Origin of the sequence: Pseudoalteromonas sp. PAST1 (genome assembly GCF_021532515.1) — a bacterium.
GTDB lineage: Bacteria > Pseudomonadota > Gammaproteobacteria > Enterobacterales > Alteromonadaceae > Pseudoalteromonas > Pseudoalteromonas simplex.
Window position 1 is genome coordinate 1 of the sequence record NZ_JAKGBH010000004.1, and the last position, 15,644, is coordinate 15,644.

Sequence of the window (15,644 nt, forward strand, 5' to 3'; positions counted from 1 at the left end):
TTAACGAGGGCTTGATTATAGTGAGACCAGTTTGTGATTTTGCTCATTGTTGTTGCACAGGCTAGTAGGATATAGATGATCTGATCACAGGCTGGCAAGATAGTTCAAACTTTTAGGAAACAACGCCACAATTATCCATTCTGGTATCAGTGGTTCTAAGCTTTTGAGTGATGATATCCATAACCCTGAAGATACTCAAAATCAGCGCAAAGAAAGATTAAAGCAGCTAATTACTGATCTGGAAATAGATACAGATAAATTAGGTACAACGCTCGATGAAAGAATTGGCTTAATTCTAAATTCACTTTCAGGAGCGACTGAAAAAGAGTTCGATTGTTTAAGTGTGAGTGGTTTTAAGCAATTATTAAAAACCTTGGAAGATCACTTTCCATCTATGCAAGCTGTTCTTAAAGAGGCTTTCGAATTAGAACCAACAGAGATTATTGATACTGAAAAGCTACGTTCATTAAGTATTACTCCGCATGATATTTTATACCTTCTCTCTAATGATGAAGTCAAAGAGGTCAGGGATAGTATGGGGTTATCAAAACGTGGGAATCCACGCTTTGCCATACTAGAAAGTTTTGCTAATGCAACAGACAAGTTAATTGAAAATTATGACTTATTAGCAAGAAGAGATGTAAATGGGCTTAAAGACGCTGGTGTAGAAGTCATCGAAGCTGACTTGGGTATTAAATTTGAAGAAGTCACTAAAGCTATATTAGAAGTTTTAGAATTAAACATTGATGAAGATCTGCGTAAAGACTTGAATACAACCAAAGATAAAGCCGATATTGTGATTTCATTGAGTGATAACGATATCATTATTGGTGAAGCGAAAACCTGCAAAAACGGTGATTTTGCCAAATACTCTACTACCTCTCGTCAAGTTAAAGCATATGTAAATCGTGCAGAGAATCAGGGCAAAAGAGTTGCTCAAGTGCTAATTATTGCACCTAGTTTTTCTGATGATTTTATTGAGTCAGCAGAAATGGATACAGAAGTAAATATTTCACTTCTTGAAGCTCACGGTTTGAAGTTAATTCTTGATGCTTTTAAATCTAAACGAAACCCTAGCTTTGCACCTAAATTACTTACAAAAGGTGGTTTGTTGAAAGCTGAATTGATTGCGAAGAATATTTAGCATTAGCAATATAGGTGTATTTATATGAAGTTATACGTTATAGAACCAGGTACAGGTGAAAAAATATTTTTACAACAGGTAGCAAAAGATAGAAATCATTTAATGGAAATGTTGGGGACTGAAAAGTTTAAAGTAAAAAATAATTTATATACTGTCAAAGATGTTAAGGCTGAAATTGAAGAAAAAACAGCACCAGCTATGGCGTTAGGTGGCGTAGTTGGTGTGTTAGGAGGAATACCAGGGGTAGTAATAGGTGGCTTGATTGGTGGTCTGCTTGGAAATAGCTCTGATAAAGAAGAAAAAATAAAAGCTGAAAATTTTAATCGGAGCTAAGATGCAAAAAAGAATAAATATATGGCTGCTTTTCGTGATGTTATTTCTATTGTTTTTATCAGTTATTTATATGTTAAACCAAAAGTCTATTAATCTAGGAGTTAGATATATTCTGGAGTGGGATAAACTAAATTTGGCTATTTGGTTATGGGTTTCAATTTCATTTTTCATTCATTACTTATCGGAAAAAGATAACAAAAATTATTATTCTGGTTTGATTTATAAAGACTTTGGTATTTTCGCAGACTCTTTTTTTGCTGCAATAACATATGGTTTGGCTGCGACAACTTCGACAGCAATTTTGAAAGGAGTATATATCCAACAATTTTTTGGAGATGTTGTTTATTTTAATAATTTTAGTTCTATAGATATTAGTTCAATGCTTGTTGTATGTATTTTTCTATTTGGCTATTCAAGTTGGGCTTCACTCAAGGCGATAGGTAATGCAATTGTAGTAGGTAATTCTGAAGAGGCTGTTCCTGTTCATGAGGAAAATACTGGTTTTTCTATCGACGCCAAATAAGATTAGGTTTAGCTTTTTAATTACACAGATGTAATGTTATGAATAAATGGATTTTATTACTCGCTACTTTGCTTGCGAGTTTCAACATGGTTGCTGATGAGCAATATTCAAAAAGCCGCTGCGATAACATTGAGGCTGAGCGCGAGGGCATTCGTAAAAGAATGAATCGTAGCTACACGGCTAAGCAAAGTGAACGTTGGAATCAACGTTTAGATGAGCTTTTTACGCTGTTGGCGAGACACTGCAAACACCCAAAAAGAAGTTCTGGTAATGGCGGTAATTATACGTATCGCTCTAACCCTACCGCACTTTTAAACACCAAAGTACATAATTCTACGGTGTATTCAAATTCATATAATGACGATAAAAAGCGCCATGCTTGGGGGCAATTTTATCAATTACCAAAACGTTGTAGAGCGAAGAAAATTCAGCAAGCTGATTTTGTATGGTGTAGCGAAAATAAAGCTGAGCAAAAGGCGCTATTTGAATCTGCTTGGAGCGGTAATTCAAAAGCAAGCCATAAAGATATTGTTATTACAGTAAAGCCAACTATTACAGAAATTAATGCAAATAAAACCACAAGCCAAGTTGCAATAAAAAGCCCGATAATCGAAGCACCCGTTAAACAAGCTTCAATTCCTTTAAATGAGAGTGTTGGTCCGCAAGTGACAAAGTTGAATGACCTTAAAATTTGGCAATTAGCCTTGGTTGGCATTGCGGCCATGTTGTTTGTGTTTGGTCTTTATCGTTGGTTTAAAGATTGAGTTATTTGACGGGCTAAAGCTCGACCTACGATGCCTCGCAACTACAGTTTCAACACCTCTCCTTGTAAACTCGGTGAGTTTGCAATACTGGTTTGGAGTTGTTCTATCAACAACTGGGCACTCGCTGATGGCGTGCGTGAATGTGGCCAGAGGGCGTAAATTGGCCTTGCGGGAATATCGTGGAGGGAATCGACATAACTAAAGTTGCTGGTGTTGTCTATACAGCAAATTTCGCTCATCGGCAGTAAGCCAATGCCATAGCCTGCTTCAACCATTTTTCTCGCGATTGTAATATCAAAGCAAAAGCTTATATGTTCATACTCGGTTTTTAGTTTGTTAAGTAAACCGCTGGGTAGTTGTGACTCTGAATAGGGCAGTATCAGCCTTGATGTTGGGGCATCTTTCTTTTTAATTAGCTTAATTGCGATCATGCCTAGGCGCTTTTGAAAATAGCTTGAGTCTTGTTGTTCGCCGATGCGAATAGCTAAGTCAAAACGTTTTTGGCTTAGTTGGCTGTTGGCATTACTTGGGTAAATGTGGAGGTTTAGCGCAGGGTTTTCCATCGCAAACTGATTAAAGGCTCCCATCAGTGGGCCCGCAATGATGTTTTGTGGGCACAACAGGTAAAACTCTTTTGCGGTGGGTGAGTCATTTAGTTGCTCAAGCTGGCTGTTAAGAGCAAGCACCTGCTCGCCTAACTCGTTATAAAGAGATTCGCCTTTGGCGGTTAACACAATGCCGCGGGCTGTACGTTGCAGTAATGGCTCAGCAAGTTTTTCTTCTAACGCCTGAATGCGCCTTGATAGGGTTGATAGATTCAGTCCTAAATCTTTTGCTGTTTGGCTCATGCTTTTACGGCGCGCTATTTCAATAAATAAATGCAGATCATCCAGCATACGACTCCCTCAATCTTAGTTTGCATTTTCGTGACTGTTGCCACTTGGCCTGTGCAAATATAGTAACGCCAAGGAGGACATATGAAAATTCATTTTACTTTTACTGCGGCATTTTCGTTTTTAATGTCGTTTTTACTTTCGGCATGGGTCACTTATGTCAACTTAGGGCTGAGCGATACATTTTTTCTAAGTTGGATGAAGGCGTTTGCTAATGCATGGCCTGCTGCGTTTGTGGTGGCTTTTACGGTTGCCCCGCCAATTAGGGCATTGGTTTTAAAGTTATATAGTAAGGAGTCAGTATGATTAATATCGTGGCAAAAATTACCCCAAAGGCAGCATTATTTGATGACTGTAAAGGGCGTTTACAGGGCATATTAGCAGCCACTCGCGCAGAACCTGGTTGTAATCGTTTTGAGTTGTTTGCGAGCAAAGAGCAGCGTTGTTTGTTTTTAGTTGAGCAGTTTGAATCGCAAGCCGCCCTTGATGAGCATTATGCTCAGCCTTATACCCAAGCGGTGTTCGCATTTTATGAAAATGCCTTGGCAGAGCCGGTTGAGGTAGAGAAAGTGGAGGAGCTTTAGATTTTATTTGCACAAAGAGGATTAAGAGGCGCTGCGCTTTAGAGGAAAATAGCTAATTGGTTGTATCTCATTGTCTTCTCGTTCAGTTCTCTTTGTGAATAAAAATATTGGAACCACAGAGGGCACCGAGGCGCTTTGCACTACATAGAGAAACTTAATGCACAAAGAGGATTAAGAAGCGCTGCGCTTTAGAGAAGAACATTAATTGGCTGTATCTCATTGTCTTCTCATTCACTTCTCTTTGTGAATAAAAATATTTGAACTTTAGGGTGCACCGAGGCGCTTCGCGCTGCATAGAGAAACCCATTTAAACCTTTCAAATTTCATACTCTCAAAGTACAAAACAAGTTTCACGCCGACAGGTAAAAAACTAGGCTACTGGGGAAGTACTGCTATTCGTAGCCTAGTTTACAAGGTTGAAATGGTTACAGCATATGCAGAATTTGTTTGGCTTTTTCGCGGGTTAAACACGCGGCCATTGGGCGTTTTGCAAACAGTTTGGCTGAGACTGTTTGTTCTTTGCCTATGTATTGGTTATGCAGCTGTTTAAAGTGTGGTTACTTGAGCAATTTGCATTGGATGATAAACAGTTTTACTTTGGTAAGAATTAATATTCAGATTTGTTATTGCTCTTTCACTTTGTGAGAACATAAATCGAACTAGCAATTTATCAGTCTTTCAGGTGAATTTAGCGCAGATTTGTTGCAGTTTTATTAGAAGCTGTTAGTCTGTACCTCTAAATTTTACAGTGACGTAAATTCATGTTTAAACGGACTTTAATGCTTACAGTGCTATTGCTAGTAGCTGTATCTACATGGGCGAAAGAGCCAATCCTTTCTAATGAGTGCAAAAGTATTCAAACTGAGCGCGCTGAATTGCAATCTGCGTTAAGAAAGTCTCATGTACTTGATAAAATAGAAATTTATAAACAACAAATTCAGAACTTATCTGCTCGATTTGCTGAAACATGTTTTACCAATGAACAAATAGCTGACCGTAAAGCTGCGCTTTTTAATCCTGATATTAGTTTACTTGAAAACCAACTAGCTAAACCGTTGTCTCAAAAAGCTTATTTAGAAAAACAAGCTGCGTGGCAACGCTTTTACGTGATGCCAACACGCTGCTTTAATCAGCCTCTTGAGCTTAAATATCTAGATTGGTGTATTGACAATAAACAGTTTCAATTTCAGAAATTTGATACGCTCTGGCAGCAAAAGAATACACAAATCGCGCGTTCTGAAGCTAAGCTGACAGATTCGTTTCATGAGTTTGTGCTGCCAAGTAAAACAGAACGAGCAAAACTGAGTGCGCAACAGCAATTAAAGCGCTACAGCAACACAACAGATTCCTTCTTACCGACCAATATAATTGTATTATGTGTTTTAGCGGTATCAGTGTTTTTTGGGCTGATTTTTATATTTCATTGGTTGATGCGCCCACGTCCTGTGGTGAAGTGAGTATTTAGTAGGCGTGAAATTTATTTCGCGCGCCATGCAAGCATAAGCACTGGGCTTTAGGCGCTAGGACGCGATATGAAATCGCTGCTACACATTCGTCTCTCGAAACTCACTTCTCGTTATTTACTCAAACCATTCCCGGCTAAAGCCAGTCCTACGGGGGAAACAATAGGCACTGGGCTTTAGGCGCTAGGACGCGGTGTAAAATCTGCTACAGGTTCATTTCTCGTTACTTAATCACTCATCTGTTTTAAGCTGTTTAGCGCGTTCTTCTGCATCAATAAGAGCTTGTGATTTTGGCTGTTTGGTTTTACTTTTTATCACAGGCTTTTCGTCAGAATTAGGATCCCACGTAGGATCAAGCGATAAGTTCGCAAATGGATTATACGGCTTATCATCTTGTTGCTCGGTCTCTAAATTTGTTTCTTTATCAGCTTCATCAGAGTCACTAGCCATCTGTTCTAGCATATCGTCGTTACTCAGTTCGACAGACAAATCAACCGTATCTTCAGCAGGTTTTGTTGGTTCTTCAGGGCTAAATGACGCAGGTTCGTCCTGTAGCTCTTGTTCAAGCGCTTGTAAGGCTTTTGCTAAATCATCATCGCTAATGTCGTCGTGATCGTCTGTTGTGCTTGGAGCCGTGACTGTTTGTTTATCTTCAGCAAAATGATCAGCAAACGATAAATCATCACCCATCAATGACGATAAGTCATATTCAGGCACGTCATCTCTAGACGGCTCGTCGTCAGCAATAGGCTCTTTTGTTGAGTATTCATCAAAACCAAACGATGACGAACTCGTAAAGCTTGGCTCGTCAAACTCTGGTTTTTCAAGCTCATCGATTTCCGGTTTTTCTAGCGCTTCGATTTCAGCTAAAACAGGTTCATCGTCGGCAATAGGCTCTTTAGCTTTATACTCATCAAAACCAAACGATGACGAACTTGTAAAGCTTGGCTCGTCAATCTCAGGTTTCTCAAGCTCATCGATTTCAGGTTTTTCTAGCGCTTCGATTTCAGTTAAAACAGGTTCATCGTCAGCAATTGGTTCTTTAGCTTTATACTCATCAAAACCAAACGATGACGAACTCGTAAAGCTTGGCTCGTCAAACTCTGGTTTCTCAAGTTCATCGATTTCAGGTTTTTCTAGCGCTTCTATCTCAGCTAAAACAGGTTCATCGTCGGCAATTGGTTCTTTAGTTGTGTACTCATCAAAGCCGAATGATGACGAACTCGTAAAGTTTGGCTCGTCAATCTCTGGCTTCTCAAGCTCATCGATTTCAGGTTTTTCTAGCGCTTCGATTTCAGCTAAAACTGGCTCGCCGTCGGCAATTGGTTCTTTAGTTGTGTACTCATCAAAGCCGAATGATGACGAAGCGAAATCTCTCGGTTCTTCTAGTTCAGGTTCATCTTGTTTAGATTCCTCTGCTTTTGGAGCTGTTTCTTCAATGATGCTGTAAGATGAAGCAAGGCTCGCTAATTTTAGCTCTTGCTCTAGGCCTCGTTGCTCATCTAAGAAGTCGTCATCAGAGTCGTTTACGTCTTTATCGTCGTAACCAAGTTCAAGATCATTAAATTGCTTGGCGTCAGCAAAATCATCAGCTGTTTGTGTAGATGGGGTTTGTGGCTTTTCACTATCATGCTGTGCACTAAAGTGCATTAGTTCAGAGAGATCGTCGTTATCATTTTTCTCGGTTAATTCGTTTGTGAAGTCAGGTAATGAATCAGTGTCTTGCTGTGACTGCTCTGAGTTTTCATTTAGTACGGCAGCCGTTGCTGCTTGAAGTTCTTCGGCTTCTTTTTCTGCAGAAGCTTGCGCTTGGGCCGCTGCTTTTAGGGCTTTAGCTTGCATTAAGCTTTGCTCAAGCTCTGAGTCTGCATCAGTATTTTTATTTTGACGAATACGAACAATCACTAAGCCTGCAATAAGTAGTACTAGCAAGACAATTAAACTTGGCATTAATAATGAGCTTGATGAACTATTTTCACTTTCATAAGGAGCAGCAGGCTCCGGTGTAAATGCTGGCTCAACAGGTTCTGCCTCGACAGCTTTTCTTACATCTGTAGTTTCACTGTTTTGCGAACTATCAGGCGCTGCGTTATCAAGCTGTTGTTCCATCACAGGAGAGGTTACAGGCTCGGCCACAGTTTCTGTCGGGGTATCAGAGATTATAATGCGATCAACGTCAGCGGGCTCTTCTGTTTGCTGCACTGGTGGTGTTAGCTGTGTATTTTGCGTTTCTAGTGGTTCTGGCTCTATTTGTAATTGTTCTGCAGGCTGTTGCGGCTCAATAATCTCTGATGCTTGCTCAACTGTAGGCTGTGTTGGTTCTTCAGGCGTACCTTGTATTGCTCCTGAATGTTGAGTTGAGCGGGTGCTATTACTCTGAATTACTGGTTCAACGGGTTGTGTTGGCTGTTGCTGAACTTTAAGGTTTGAACCATTATTGAGTGGGGTAGGATTTTGGCAATTTTTTTCGTAATTTCTGGCAGCTGAACGATAATTTTTGTTGCTAGTGTTGTTACGATACTCATGCATTTGTTGCTTTAACAAAATACACATAGCTTCGTTGTACTGTGCTTTTGATGTAAAGCTCAGACTTGCAAGTAATAGTAATAAAGTTGTTTTTATAATTGGCATAGTTTCCTGACCAGTAAGGTTTATCTGGTTACCCAAACAATGAGTTAATTCTAAGCCCAGTAGGGCAATTTATCCACATTCATTAAATAATTTCAGCGAAATAGCAAAGTCAATCGATCACCATGAGCGCTCGGTATTCGTCATAAGCAAATTGGTCGGTCATTCCGCTGATGTAATCTTGAATTAAACGGCAGCGATAATAGAACTCGTAGGCGGTAAAATGATCAGGTTCGGCTTTTAGGGCATCAATGGCTTTTTGATAGCTATTTAAATGTTTATTAGATAGTTTTTTCACCAGACGAGTTTCAATTAAGTAGTGTTGATCGCCTTTTAAAACCCGTTTAAAAGCATCGGCGTCAAGGGCAAGTAAGGGCTTGTAGCAATCAAGTAAACCGCTAATGATTCGATAACCTTGCAGCTCTAAGCGCTCTACCTCTTTGTGGCAAAAAACGTGCTTTGATGCCACTTGTTTTAAGGTGAGCGTGACAGCGTGCAGATGGCTACGATCTTCTAATAACGCTTGATTAAAATCACCATGGTAAATGGCTTCTATGTTGCTGATAAACCGTTCTGCTGCGTAGCTTACTAATGGGTGTAGCAAGGTCACACGCAGGTAAATAAAAAATTCGCTGTTAAAATTGTATGGCTGCTCTTGCGCTTTACTTAACGCATAATCAATGGCTTTTTCGGCAAAGTCGCTGTGTTTGGTATCGTCAATGGTTAGGTTTGTGAGTGTGCGGGTGTATTGCTCTTTTAGCTTGTCGCAAAGCGACTCGACACTAATAATGCCTTTTTCGACCGCATCTTCTATGTCGGCTAAACAATACGAAATATCGTCAGCGGCTTCCATAATGTAGCTTGCAGGATGGCGGCAATATTGTTCAATATCTAACTCATTTTGCAGTGCTTCAACAAAAGGCTTTTCGCTAAAATAGTAACCCACTTTTTTCATCAAGTAGTTTTTATCTTGTGGGCTGTCTTTTTTTGCCATGCTGGCCGGGCGGGTATATTTTAAAATTCCGGCACTTTGGCTGTAGGTTAAATTTAGTGAAAGTAATGAATGAATTATACGAATACCTTGGGCATTACCTTCAAAGCTTTTTATATCTTGGGCTAAGTGTTTAAAAATCACGCTGATGCCAATGCCTTTACAGCGCTCTGGGGTTAGTGAGTCTAAGTGTTTCTCGAACCACTGATTAATGGCTGCTTCGCCAAAGTGACCAAACGGTGGGTTGCCAATATCGTGCATTAGGCAGGCCATTTCAACGAGGCTTTCTAGTGGCCGCTCAAGTCCTGCTAGGCCATATTCTTTTTGCTTTGCATCACTGAGCTTATTAAAAATGGTTTGCACAATAAAGCGGCCTACCTGTTGCACTTCAAGTGAGTGAGTCAGCCGTGAACGCACTGCAGCATTGCGCTCAAGTGGAAATACTTGGGTTTTTTGTTGTAAGCGGCGAATTGCTGCACTGTTAATAATGCGGCCCCGATCACTTTCAAGCGCAGTGTGTAAATTATTGGTAGAACGCATTTCGCGTGCTGGGGTAATTTTTTTACCAAAATCGATCATTTTTCGTTCCCACAAAGCGGTAAAAATAGGGCTTTTATATGTTGTTAGCAAAACTTTGCTAGTTATTAAATTTAATCTAACAGCTTGTATCTTAAATTAAAATATTCATTTTTATTAAAGTTATTACTTTAAATTAAGTCCTTTATTCATATATTATTCAGTTTCACGCACTTCTTCATTATCTTGAATTAGAAAGGAAAGCCTTTTGGCTGTATAGCAATGATGCAAACTCTGTCTAAAAAAACATGGCTGCTAGCCAGTATTCTTTTGTATTGTATTGGTTTAACTGCTTGTAAAAGTACCCCTGAAACAAGTACTGAAAACACCTTAACAGTAGTCGAAAAAAATGCCATTAAGGCCAAACAGGATGCACTTCGCGCCCGTGGTTTTTACGAAAGTCAGCTAGGTAATATCAATTACGCTACAACGAGGCAATGCAGTAACTTTAATTTACAAAGTCACCGTGGCTCAATTCGCTACGCCGAAAACTCGCTTAACGCAGTAATTGATGCTATCGACAACAACTTTGATGTTGTTGAAATTGACGTGCGTATTACCCGTGACGATGTGTGGGTTGTGCATCATGATGCTCGCACCGGCCGCGAAACAGGCACGGTTGATAATAAGCGTCGTAAAATTGAGTCGATGAACTACAAAAAAGAGTGGGGCTATTTACGTCATCGTAATCAAGATACTGGGCTACTTACCGACAAAATGCCGCCATCATTTAGAGAGCTAGCAGCTACGTTTGCACGCTATCGTAAACCCCATCAAAAACTGAATATCGAAATAAAATCAAAGGCCTCAGTTAACGATTTAAAAATGCTTGATTACTTGGCATATGAGTTTGTTGGCGGCGGAAACTACTTTTTTAGTAGCTTAGAAATGCGCAACCTTACTCGTATGCGCGATATTAACCCAGACATTTATTTGGCATTTATTCAATCACCGGCAAAAGCCTCAATGAATAAGCTAGCAAGTGATCTAAAACGCGGTGCTGGGAGTGATCCTATTTATGAGCGTAACAAAGAAGAACTTGAAAGCTTGCAAGCACTTGGAAATCGTTACCATCGTGAAAAGCGTTACGACAGCCCTGTTAAGCTTGATAAATTGGCAAAGCAGCTAAAACGTAACTTTGGCTATGTGCTTGATATTCGTCATTACAAGCAAAGTGCAGCTCGCTTGAAACCAGTTGCTAAAGCGCGCGGCATTATGATTGCTACATATTCAATTAATGGTCACGACTATCATGAGCGCAGCTTATTAGCGCAGTCACGTTCGCTGCGTCCAGACTCGGTGATCATGGACTACACCGTATATGGTTTTTGTTCTGTGTTCGAGTTGCCAAAAATGCAGCCGTTTTTTAGCGATGACCCAGAAGCTAAGTTAATTGCTAGTATGCCTGCAGACCTTGATTTAGAACGCTTAGATGAGCTGTATGCTTATAAAGCTAATCAGCTTTATCCTGCGGTGGGCGGCACGCTTAAATCAACTCAAGCACAAACTTATATTCCCAAAGTAACATCGACTCCTTCAGCGCCTAATTTAGAAATAGGGACTCGCCAAGCCGATGAAGACTTTAGCCTAGAAACAGATCCTGCTGTTGAACTAGAACTACGTAAAAAACAATAAGAACAAAACTATGACTGATTTAATAAAGCCGTTTTGGTGGCGCTGCTTGCTACTTGTTTTAGCTACTTTATATTTATTACCCGAAGCAATTTTTAATGCCCAATTAGTGTCATTAGTAGGGTTAGGTACCCCTTCGGCAGAAGATCTTGAACACCTTGAAATTTATGGCCGAGCAGTGTCTGGAGTAGGTGTTGCGCTGCTGTTAGCTGACTTTTTACCTAAAGCCATGGTTGCTAAAGTTGGCCGCGGACTTATCTCGTTTATCGCTTTACTGTGTTTAGTTTGGCCAGTGGTGTTTTTTGGCCAGAAGTATGTAATTGAAAAGACCTTGATTGAGCCCTCTACAGCAGAGCAACGCCAGTTTGCTACGTACAGTGCAGCACTGCGTGATGCTCTAGCAATTAACTCGATTAAAGTGAATGATCTCGATTATAACCCTGAGCAATTACATAGTTCAGAGAACTTAACCTTTTTGGCGCTATTTGGTGGCTTACTGTATAGCGATGCCGCACTTTCAGATAATTTAGAGCAAGATAAACGTAAGATCATCGCTGCTTTTGTGCAGAAGAAAGCGTATCAAGATTTTGATAAACATTATAAAAACTACAGCCAGCTATATGATGAGCTGGTGGTTAAATACAAAGCCTATGCTGATGGCAGTAAAAAGTATAACAACACTTTGGCTGGAATAGGTGAACGTGAACAAGGTTATTGGCAGCAAGTTGAGCAAGAGATCAACAGTGGCTGGAGCAAGTATCAGCAAGCACAAAAAGCCCACATTGCCAAAGCATCGGCACGAGCGCAAAAGTATGGCCCTAAGATTTATGATTACCATCACAGTATCGCTAAATGCCGTGAGCGTTATGATAAGAGCAGCGAAAAAGATCGCCGTAATCGCTGCTATGAGCGCGAAGCAGCAGACTACCGAAGCACTATTTTAAAAGCGGGTATTGGCTATATAGAGCCTGATTACTGGCTGATCGAAGAAGAAATCTCGGCTGCAGAAAATGCCGCAGGCACTATTTTGATGGGGGTGCTCACTGGCGGTGTTTATACAGCTCTGCAAGCGGCAAGTTTAGCAACCGGTGGCGATGGTGGTCTTAAGGATAAACGCTACAAATACACCGATGATCCCGATCATTATCAACTGCGTTTTTTACAGCATCCGAACTTTCATAAGATGTTTGTTAGCGAGACAGGTTACCCGTTTACGGTTGAAAACTTAGTGGCGTTTCGTACTCACGAAACAACGCAAAACAAGCTTAGAGCACACTTTGCTAGTAAAGGTTTACAACTTGAAAGCAATTGGAATGTGAATCAACGCCAAGCGTTTGCTAATGCAGTCGCAACCAAAGTTACCAACGAAGCGAATGCACAATGGCAAAGCGAAATGCGTAAACGTGGCATGAGCTTAGAGCCAAACTTAAGCTGGGTTGCGTTTCAGTTACACCCGCAAATTCAAGCTAAAATTGCCGACAGAATGGGCGATTTATATGTGAAAAACATTCGCGCCGATTGGAACAAAAAGAACTTTAAAGACAAGGTATTAGATCCAAACATTGCAAAACGCACCGACAAATACCTAGCTATGCTTAATAGTTCAGAAGGTAAATTTGCAGATGGTGGCGAGTATGCTGAGTACGGTAAACAAGCATTGCGTTCGGTGATTATTCCGCCTATTTCGATGTCGTTGTCACTGTTTTTGATTTGCTTAACCTTTAGCAAGCTGCCGTTAAAACTATGGCAATTGATTAAACCTCAGCAAGAAAAGCAACCAACCACTGCTGTATCTGTTTTGCAAAAGCTGATTATGCCAGCGCTGATTTTGATAGTGCCAGTAATGTTTGTGCATAACACCTTTACTGAAGACGACCAAAGCCCTGTTAACTACTTTTTAGACAAGGTCGATGAATCGAGCAATCCGGTGTTTAGTTATGCGATTCGTTGGACTTTGCATGCGCAGCCTTTGCTGCATCCTCTAGGCTTAGAATTTGAAGAAAAACTGCATATTTACGAGAGTTTTAGTCCAGTGAGCCATGCTTTAGCTAAGGTTGATATTTTGCGTCATGGCGATGCCAACTTAAGTGCGGAACAACAGCAGCGCAGACAATACATGGTTGAGCAAAAAACTAAGTTAACAATCTCCACGAATGCGGCGAATGCCACAATTCGTATCATGAATATCGGCCCGAAGTATCGTCCTGGCATGACGTTAAAAACGGGTGCTTATGATATTCAAGTATCGGCGCCTGGATATAAAACGTATCGACGTTGGCACCAAGTTGATGCTGGTGAACAAACATTAACCATTGATTTAAGCAAGTAATTAGCAAGGAATGAAAATGCAACATTGCCAAAATACGGTGTATGCCACCGACCTCCACTGTTGTGATTGTGGAGAAGCACTTGAGCAAAAAAGACAAATGCACACGGTTGAGGAACTCAACCCTGATTTACTGGTTGATGTAAAAAACTATGCGCCACAAGCGGGTACGATCACAGGTGTTGTGAAGTCAATGTATTACTATAAGCGCCGCTATAAAACCAATAACGACAACATGTTATATGGTTATTGGTGGCTAGAAGTAGAAGACAAAGACGGCATTATTCATGAGTTTAGTGTTGATGCAGAAAAAGATGTAATTGCTAACCTACAAAAGGGTAATGTGATCACTGCTTTTCAGGAAACACCGTTAACGCTTAATTATCGCATTGCTGATGGCAATGCTAGGCGGGTAGTTAAAAATGACCGCTTTATGCCAGTTGTGATTGTGCATTTTGCCGATCAGCAATATCGCAGCTGGGACAAAACCATTAGCCGAAACTACACTGGTGGAACGATATTGTGGCTGGTGCTAAGTGTTATTACATTCTTAATCATGTTGTTCGCTGCAAAGCTTGAGTTTTTGCCTGCGCTACTTGCGTCATTGCCTGTGGCAATTGGGGTGTTTATGGCAGAGCAAAACTACCATAAAAAAGCCAAAGCCAAACAAGAAGCAAAGTATGATGCGATTTTAGCGGCAACAGATGTGATGCTATCGACCACCCTAAATCAATTGGGTTATAACATGCTGGCAAGAACGCCGAGTAAGTCAGATGTTATTTGTATCTCGTGTCAGCAGCGTATCAGCCAAGATGCGGCACATTGCTATTGCTGTGGTGCTAAGCAACATGTTGAAGCGATTGCTGCAAACGAACAGTCGCTTGCAAAAGATGATGAGCAAGCTATTAGCATTCAAAAAGCGTTAGAGCCAACTATAACCAAACCAACTAGTATCGCTGAGCTTGAGCATGCCATTATGGATGAATATAGTCTTGCGTATGAAAACGATTACGTGCATAAAAATGTTTGGGCACGTAACGAAAAAGGCACTATTCGTCATCGTGCTGTGCTTGGTAAAGTATTAGAAAAAGAGCAAAGCGCACATGCCAATGAAACACGTGAAACAGTAACCACCACTGAAACAACAACCACCTATCGAGGTGGCATGTATGTGGGTAGCGATGTAAAAGAGCGCGTAGAGGTATATCGCAATCGTAGCACGACTTTAAAAGGCGAAATTATGCTTGAAACGGCCACAGGTGAGCCGTTTGTTTTTAAAGCCGGTGAAGATTTATTGGGCTCAGTTGATATCGGCGATTGGGTGTATTACGCCTACAGCAGTGTAGACACAAAGCGTTATTATAAGTATTACCGAGAGTATGCGGTTAATGTGAGTAAAGACATTGCCTATGGCAACTCATCAGTACGTAGCTTTGGTATGGTACATGGTTTTAACCGTATGGTACTGCTTGGCCTTACGTCAATAGGGCTAGCGTGGTACTTTGATGCTCAAGATTTTTACCCGTTGATAAATACACTCGTACCAGAGGCCGGGATTGATTTACTCAATAATTACCCGCAAGTGGTCGAACATTTAGATGGGCTTCCGGTTGCTGTGTTTATTGTATTAAGTGTGGTTACAGGCATTTGGGGCTTTATTTATAGCCTAATAAACGGCTCACGTTTAAAGCGTAGTGTGAAAAAGCTTGAGAGCATGATCACAAAATTTTCAAAACAGTTTGGTAACGTTTCTGAGCAAATTAACAAATTGAACTAAAAAGGGTTTC

General features: G+C 40.6%; 13 protein-coding genes. 10 read left to right on the plus strand and 3 right to left on the minus strand.

Annotated features, from left to right (window positions below; all coding sequences use genetic code 11):
• The first annotated feature begins 163 nt into the window (after positions 1-163).
• The 4 genes from L1272_RS02560 to L1272_RS02575 are packed head-to-tail and all read left to right on the plus strand — an operon-like array spanning position 164 to position 2,764.
• Positions 164-1,144, plus strand: a complete 981-nt coding sequence (locus tag L1272_RS02560) for a hypothetical protein (protein ID WP_235372658.1) — start codon at positions 164-166, stop codon at positions 1,142-1,144.
• A 24-nt stretch (positions 1,145-1,168) separates the two neighbouring features.
• On the plus strand, positions 1,169-1,477 hold the full coding sequence (locus L1272_RS02565; RefSeq protein ID WP_235372659.1) for a hypothetical protein: 309 nt from the start codon (positions 1,169-1,171) through the stop codon (positions 1,475-1,477).
• Position 1,478: 1 nt separating this feature from the next.
• Complete coding sequence (locus L1272_RS02570; protein ID WP_235372660.1) at positions 1,479-2,000, plus strand: hypothetical protein; 522 nt, start codon at positions 1,479-1,481, stop codon at positions 1,998-2,000.
• Positions 2,001-2,038: 38 nt separating this feature from the next.
• Positions 2,039-2,764 carry a hypothetical protein gene (locus tag L1272_RS02575; RefSeq protein ID WP_235372661.1) on the plus strand — a complete coding sequence of 242 codons (726 nt, stop codon included), beginning with the start codon at positions 2,039-2,041 and terminating at the stop codon, positions 2,762-2,764.
• 41 nt (positions 2,765-2,805) lie between these two features.
• Here the strand turns inward: L1272_RS02575 and L1272_RS02580 are convergent, their stop codons facing one another.
• A complete protein-coding gene (locus tag L1272_RS02580) occupies positions 2,806-3,660 on the minus strand; it encodes a LysR family transcriptional regulator (protein ID WP_235372662.1) in 855 nt (284 codons plus the stop codon).
• Positions 3,661-3,741: 81 nt separating this feature from the next.
• Here L1272_RS02580 and L1272_RS02585 point away from each other — a divergent pair, with 81 nt between their 5' ends.
• The 3 genes from L1272_RS02585 to L1272_RS02595 all read left to right on the plus strand — a co-directional run bounded on the left by L1272_RS02585 (position 3,742) and on the right by L1272_RS02595 (position 5,698).
• Positions 3,742-3,963 carry a DUF2798 domain-containing protein gene (locus tag L1272_RS02585; RefSeq protein ID WP_054563225.1) on the plus strand — a complete coding sequence of 74 codons (222 nt, stop codon included), beginning with the start codon at positions 3,742-3,744 and terminating at the stop codon, positions 3,961-3,963.
• A complete protein-coding gene (locus tag L1272_RS02590; RefSeq protein ID WP_054553427.1) occupies positions 3,960-4,241 on the plus strand; it encodes a putative quinol monooxygenase in 282 nt (93 codons plus the stop codon). Before L1272_RS02585 ends, L1272_RS02590 begins: the two co-directional genes overlap by 4 nt.
• Positions 4,242-5,002: 761 nt before the next feature.
• Complete coding sequence (locus L1272_RS02595; RefSeq protein ID WP_235372663.1) at positions 5,003-5,698, plus strand: hypothetical protein; 696 nt, start codon at positions 5,003-5,005, stop codon at positions 5,696-5,698.
• 237 nt (positions 5,699-5,935) lie between these two features.
• On the opposite strand, the gene L1272_RS02600 is transcribed toward L1272_RS02595, so the two are convergent.
• On the minus strand, positions 5,936-8,335 hold the full coding sequence (locus L1272_RS02600; protein ID WP_235372664.1) for a hypothetical protein: 2,400 nt from the start codon (positions 8,333-8,335) through the stop codon (positions 5,936-5,938).
• 109 nt (positions 8,336-8,444) lie between these two features.
• The gene (gene dgt / locus L1272_RS02605; RefSeq protein WP_235372665.1) at positions 8,445-9,902 is read right to left on the minus strand and encodes a dGTPase; all 1,458 of its coding nucleotides are present in this window, start codon (positions 9,900-9,902) and stop codon (positions 8,445-8,447) included.
• A 219-nt stretch (positions 9,903-10,121) separates the two neighbouring features.
• Here dgt and L1272_RS02610 point away from each other — a divergent pair, with 219 nt between their 5' ends.
• From L1272_RS02610 to L1272_RS02620, 3 genes are read left to right on the plus strand one after another with little or no spacing between them, the layout of a single operon-like run.
• Complete coding sequence (locus L1272_RS02610; protein WP_235372666.1) at positions 10,122-11,534, plus strand: glycerophosphodiester phosphodiesterase; 1,413 nt, start codon at positions 10,122-10,124, stop codon at positions 11,532-11,534.
• Positions 11,535-11,544: 10 nt separating this feature from the next.
• Positions 11,545-13,860, plus strand: a complete 2,316-nt coding sequence (locus L1272_RS02615; protein WP_138599373.1) for a carboxypeptidase-like regulatory domain-containing protein — start codon at positions 11,545-11,547, stop codon at positions 13,858-13,860.
• A 16-nt stretch (positions 13,861-13,876) separates the two neighbouring features.
• Complete coding sequence (locus L1272_RS02620; protein ID WP_235372667.1) at positions 13,877-15,634, plus strand: hypothetical protein; 1,758 nt, start codon at positions 13,877-13,879, stop codon at positions 15,632-15,634.
• Positions 15,635-15,644 lie beyond the last annotated feature (10 nt).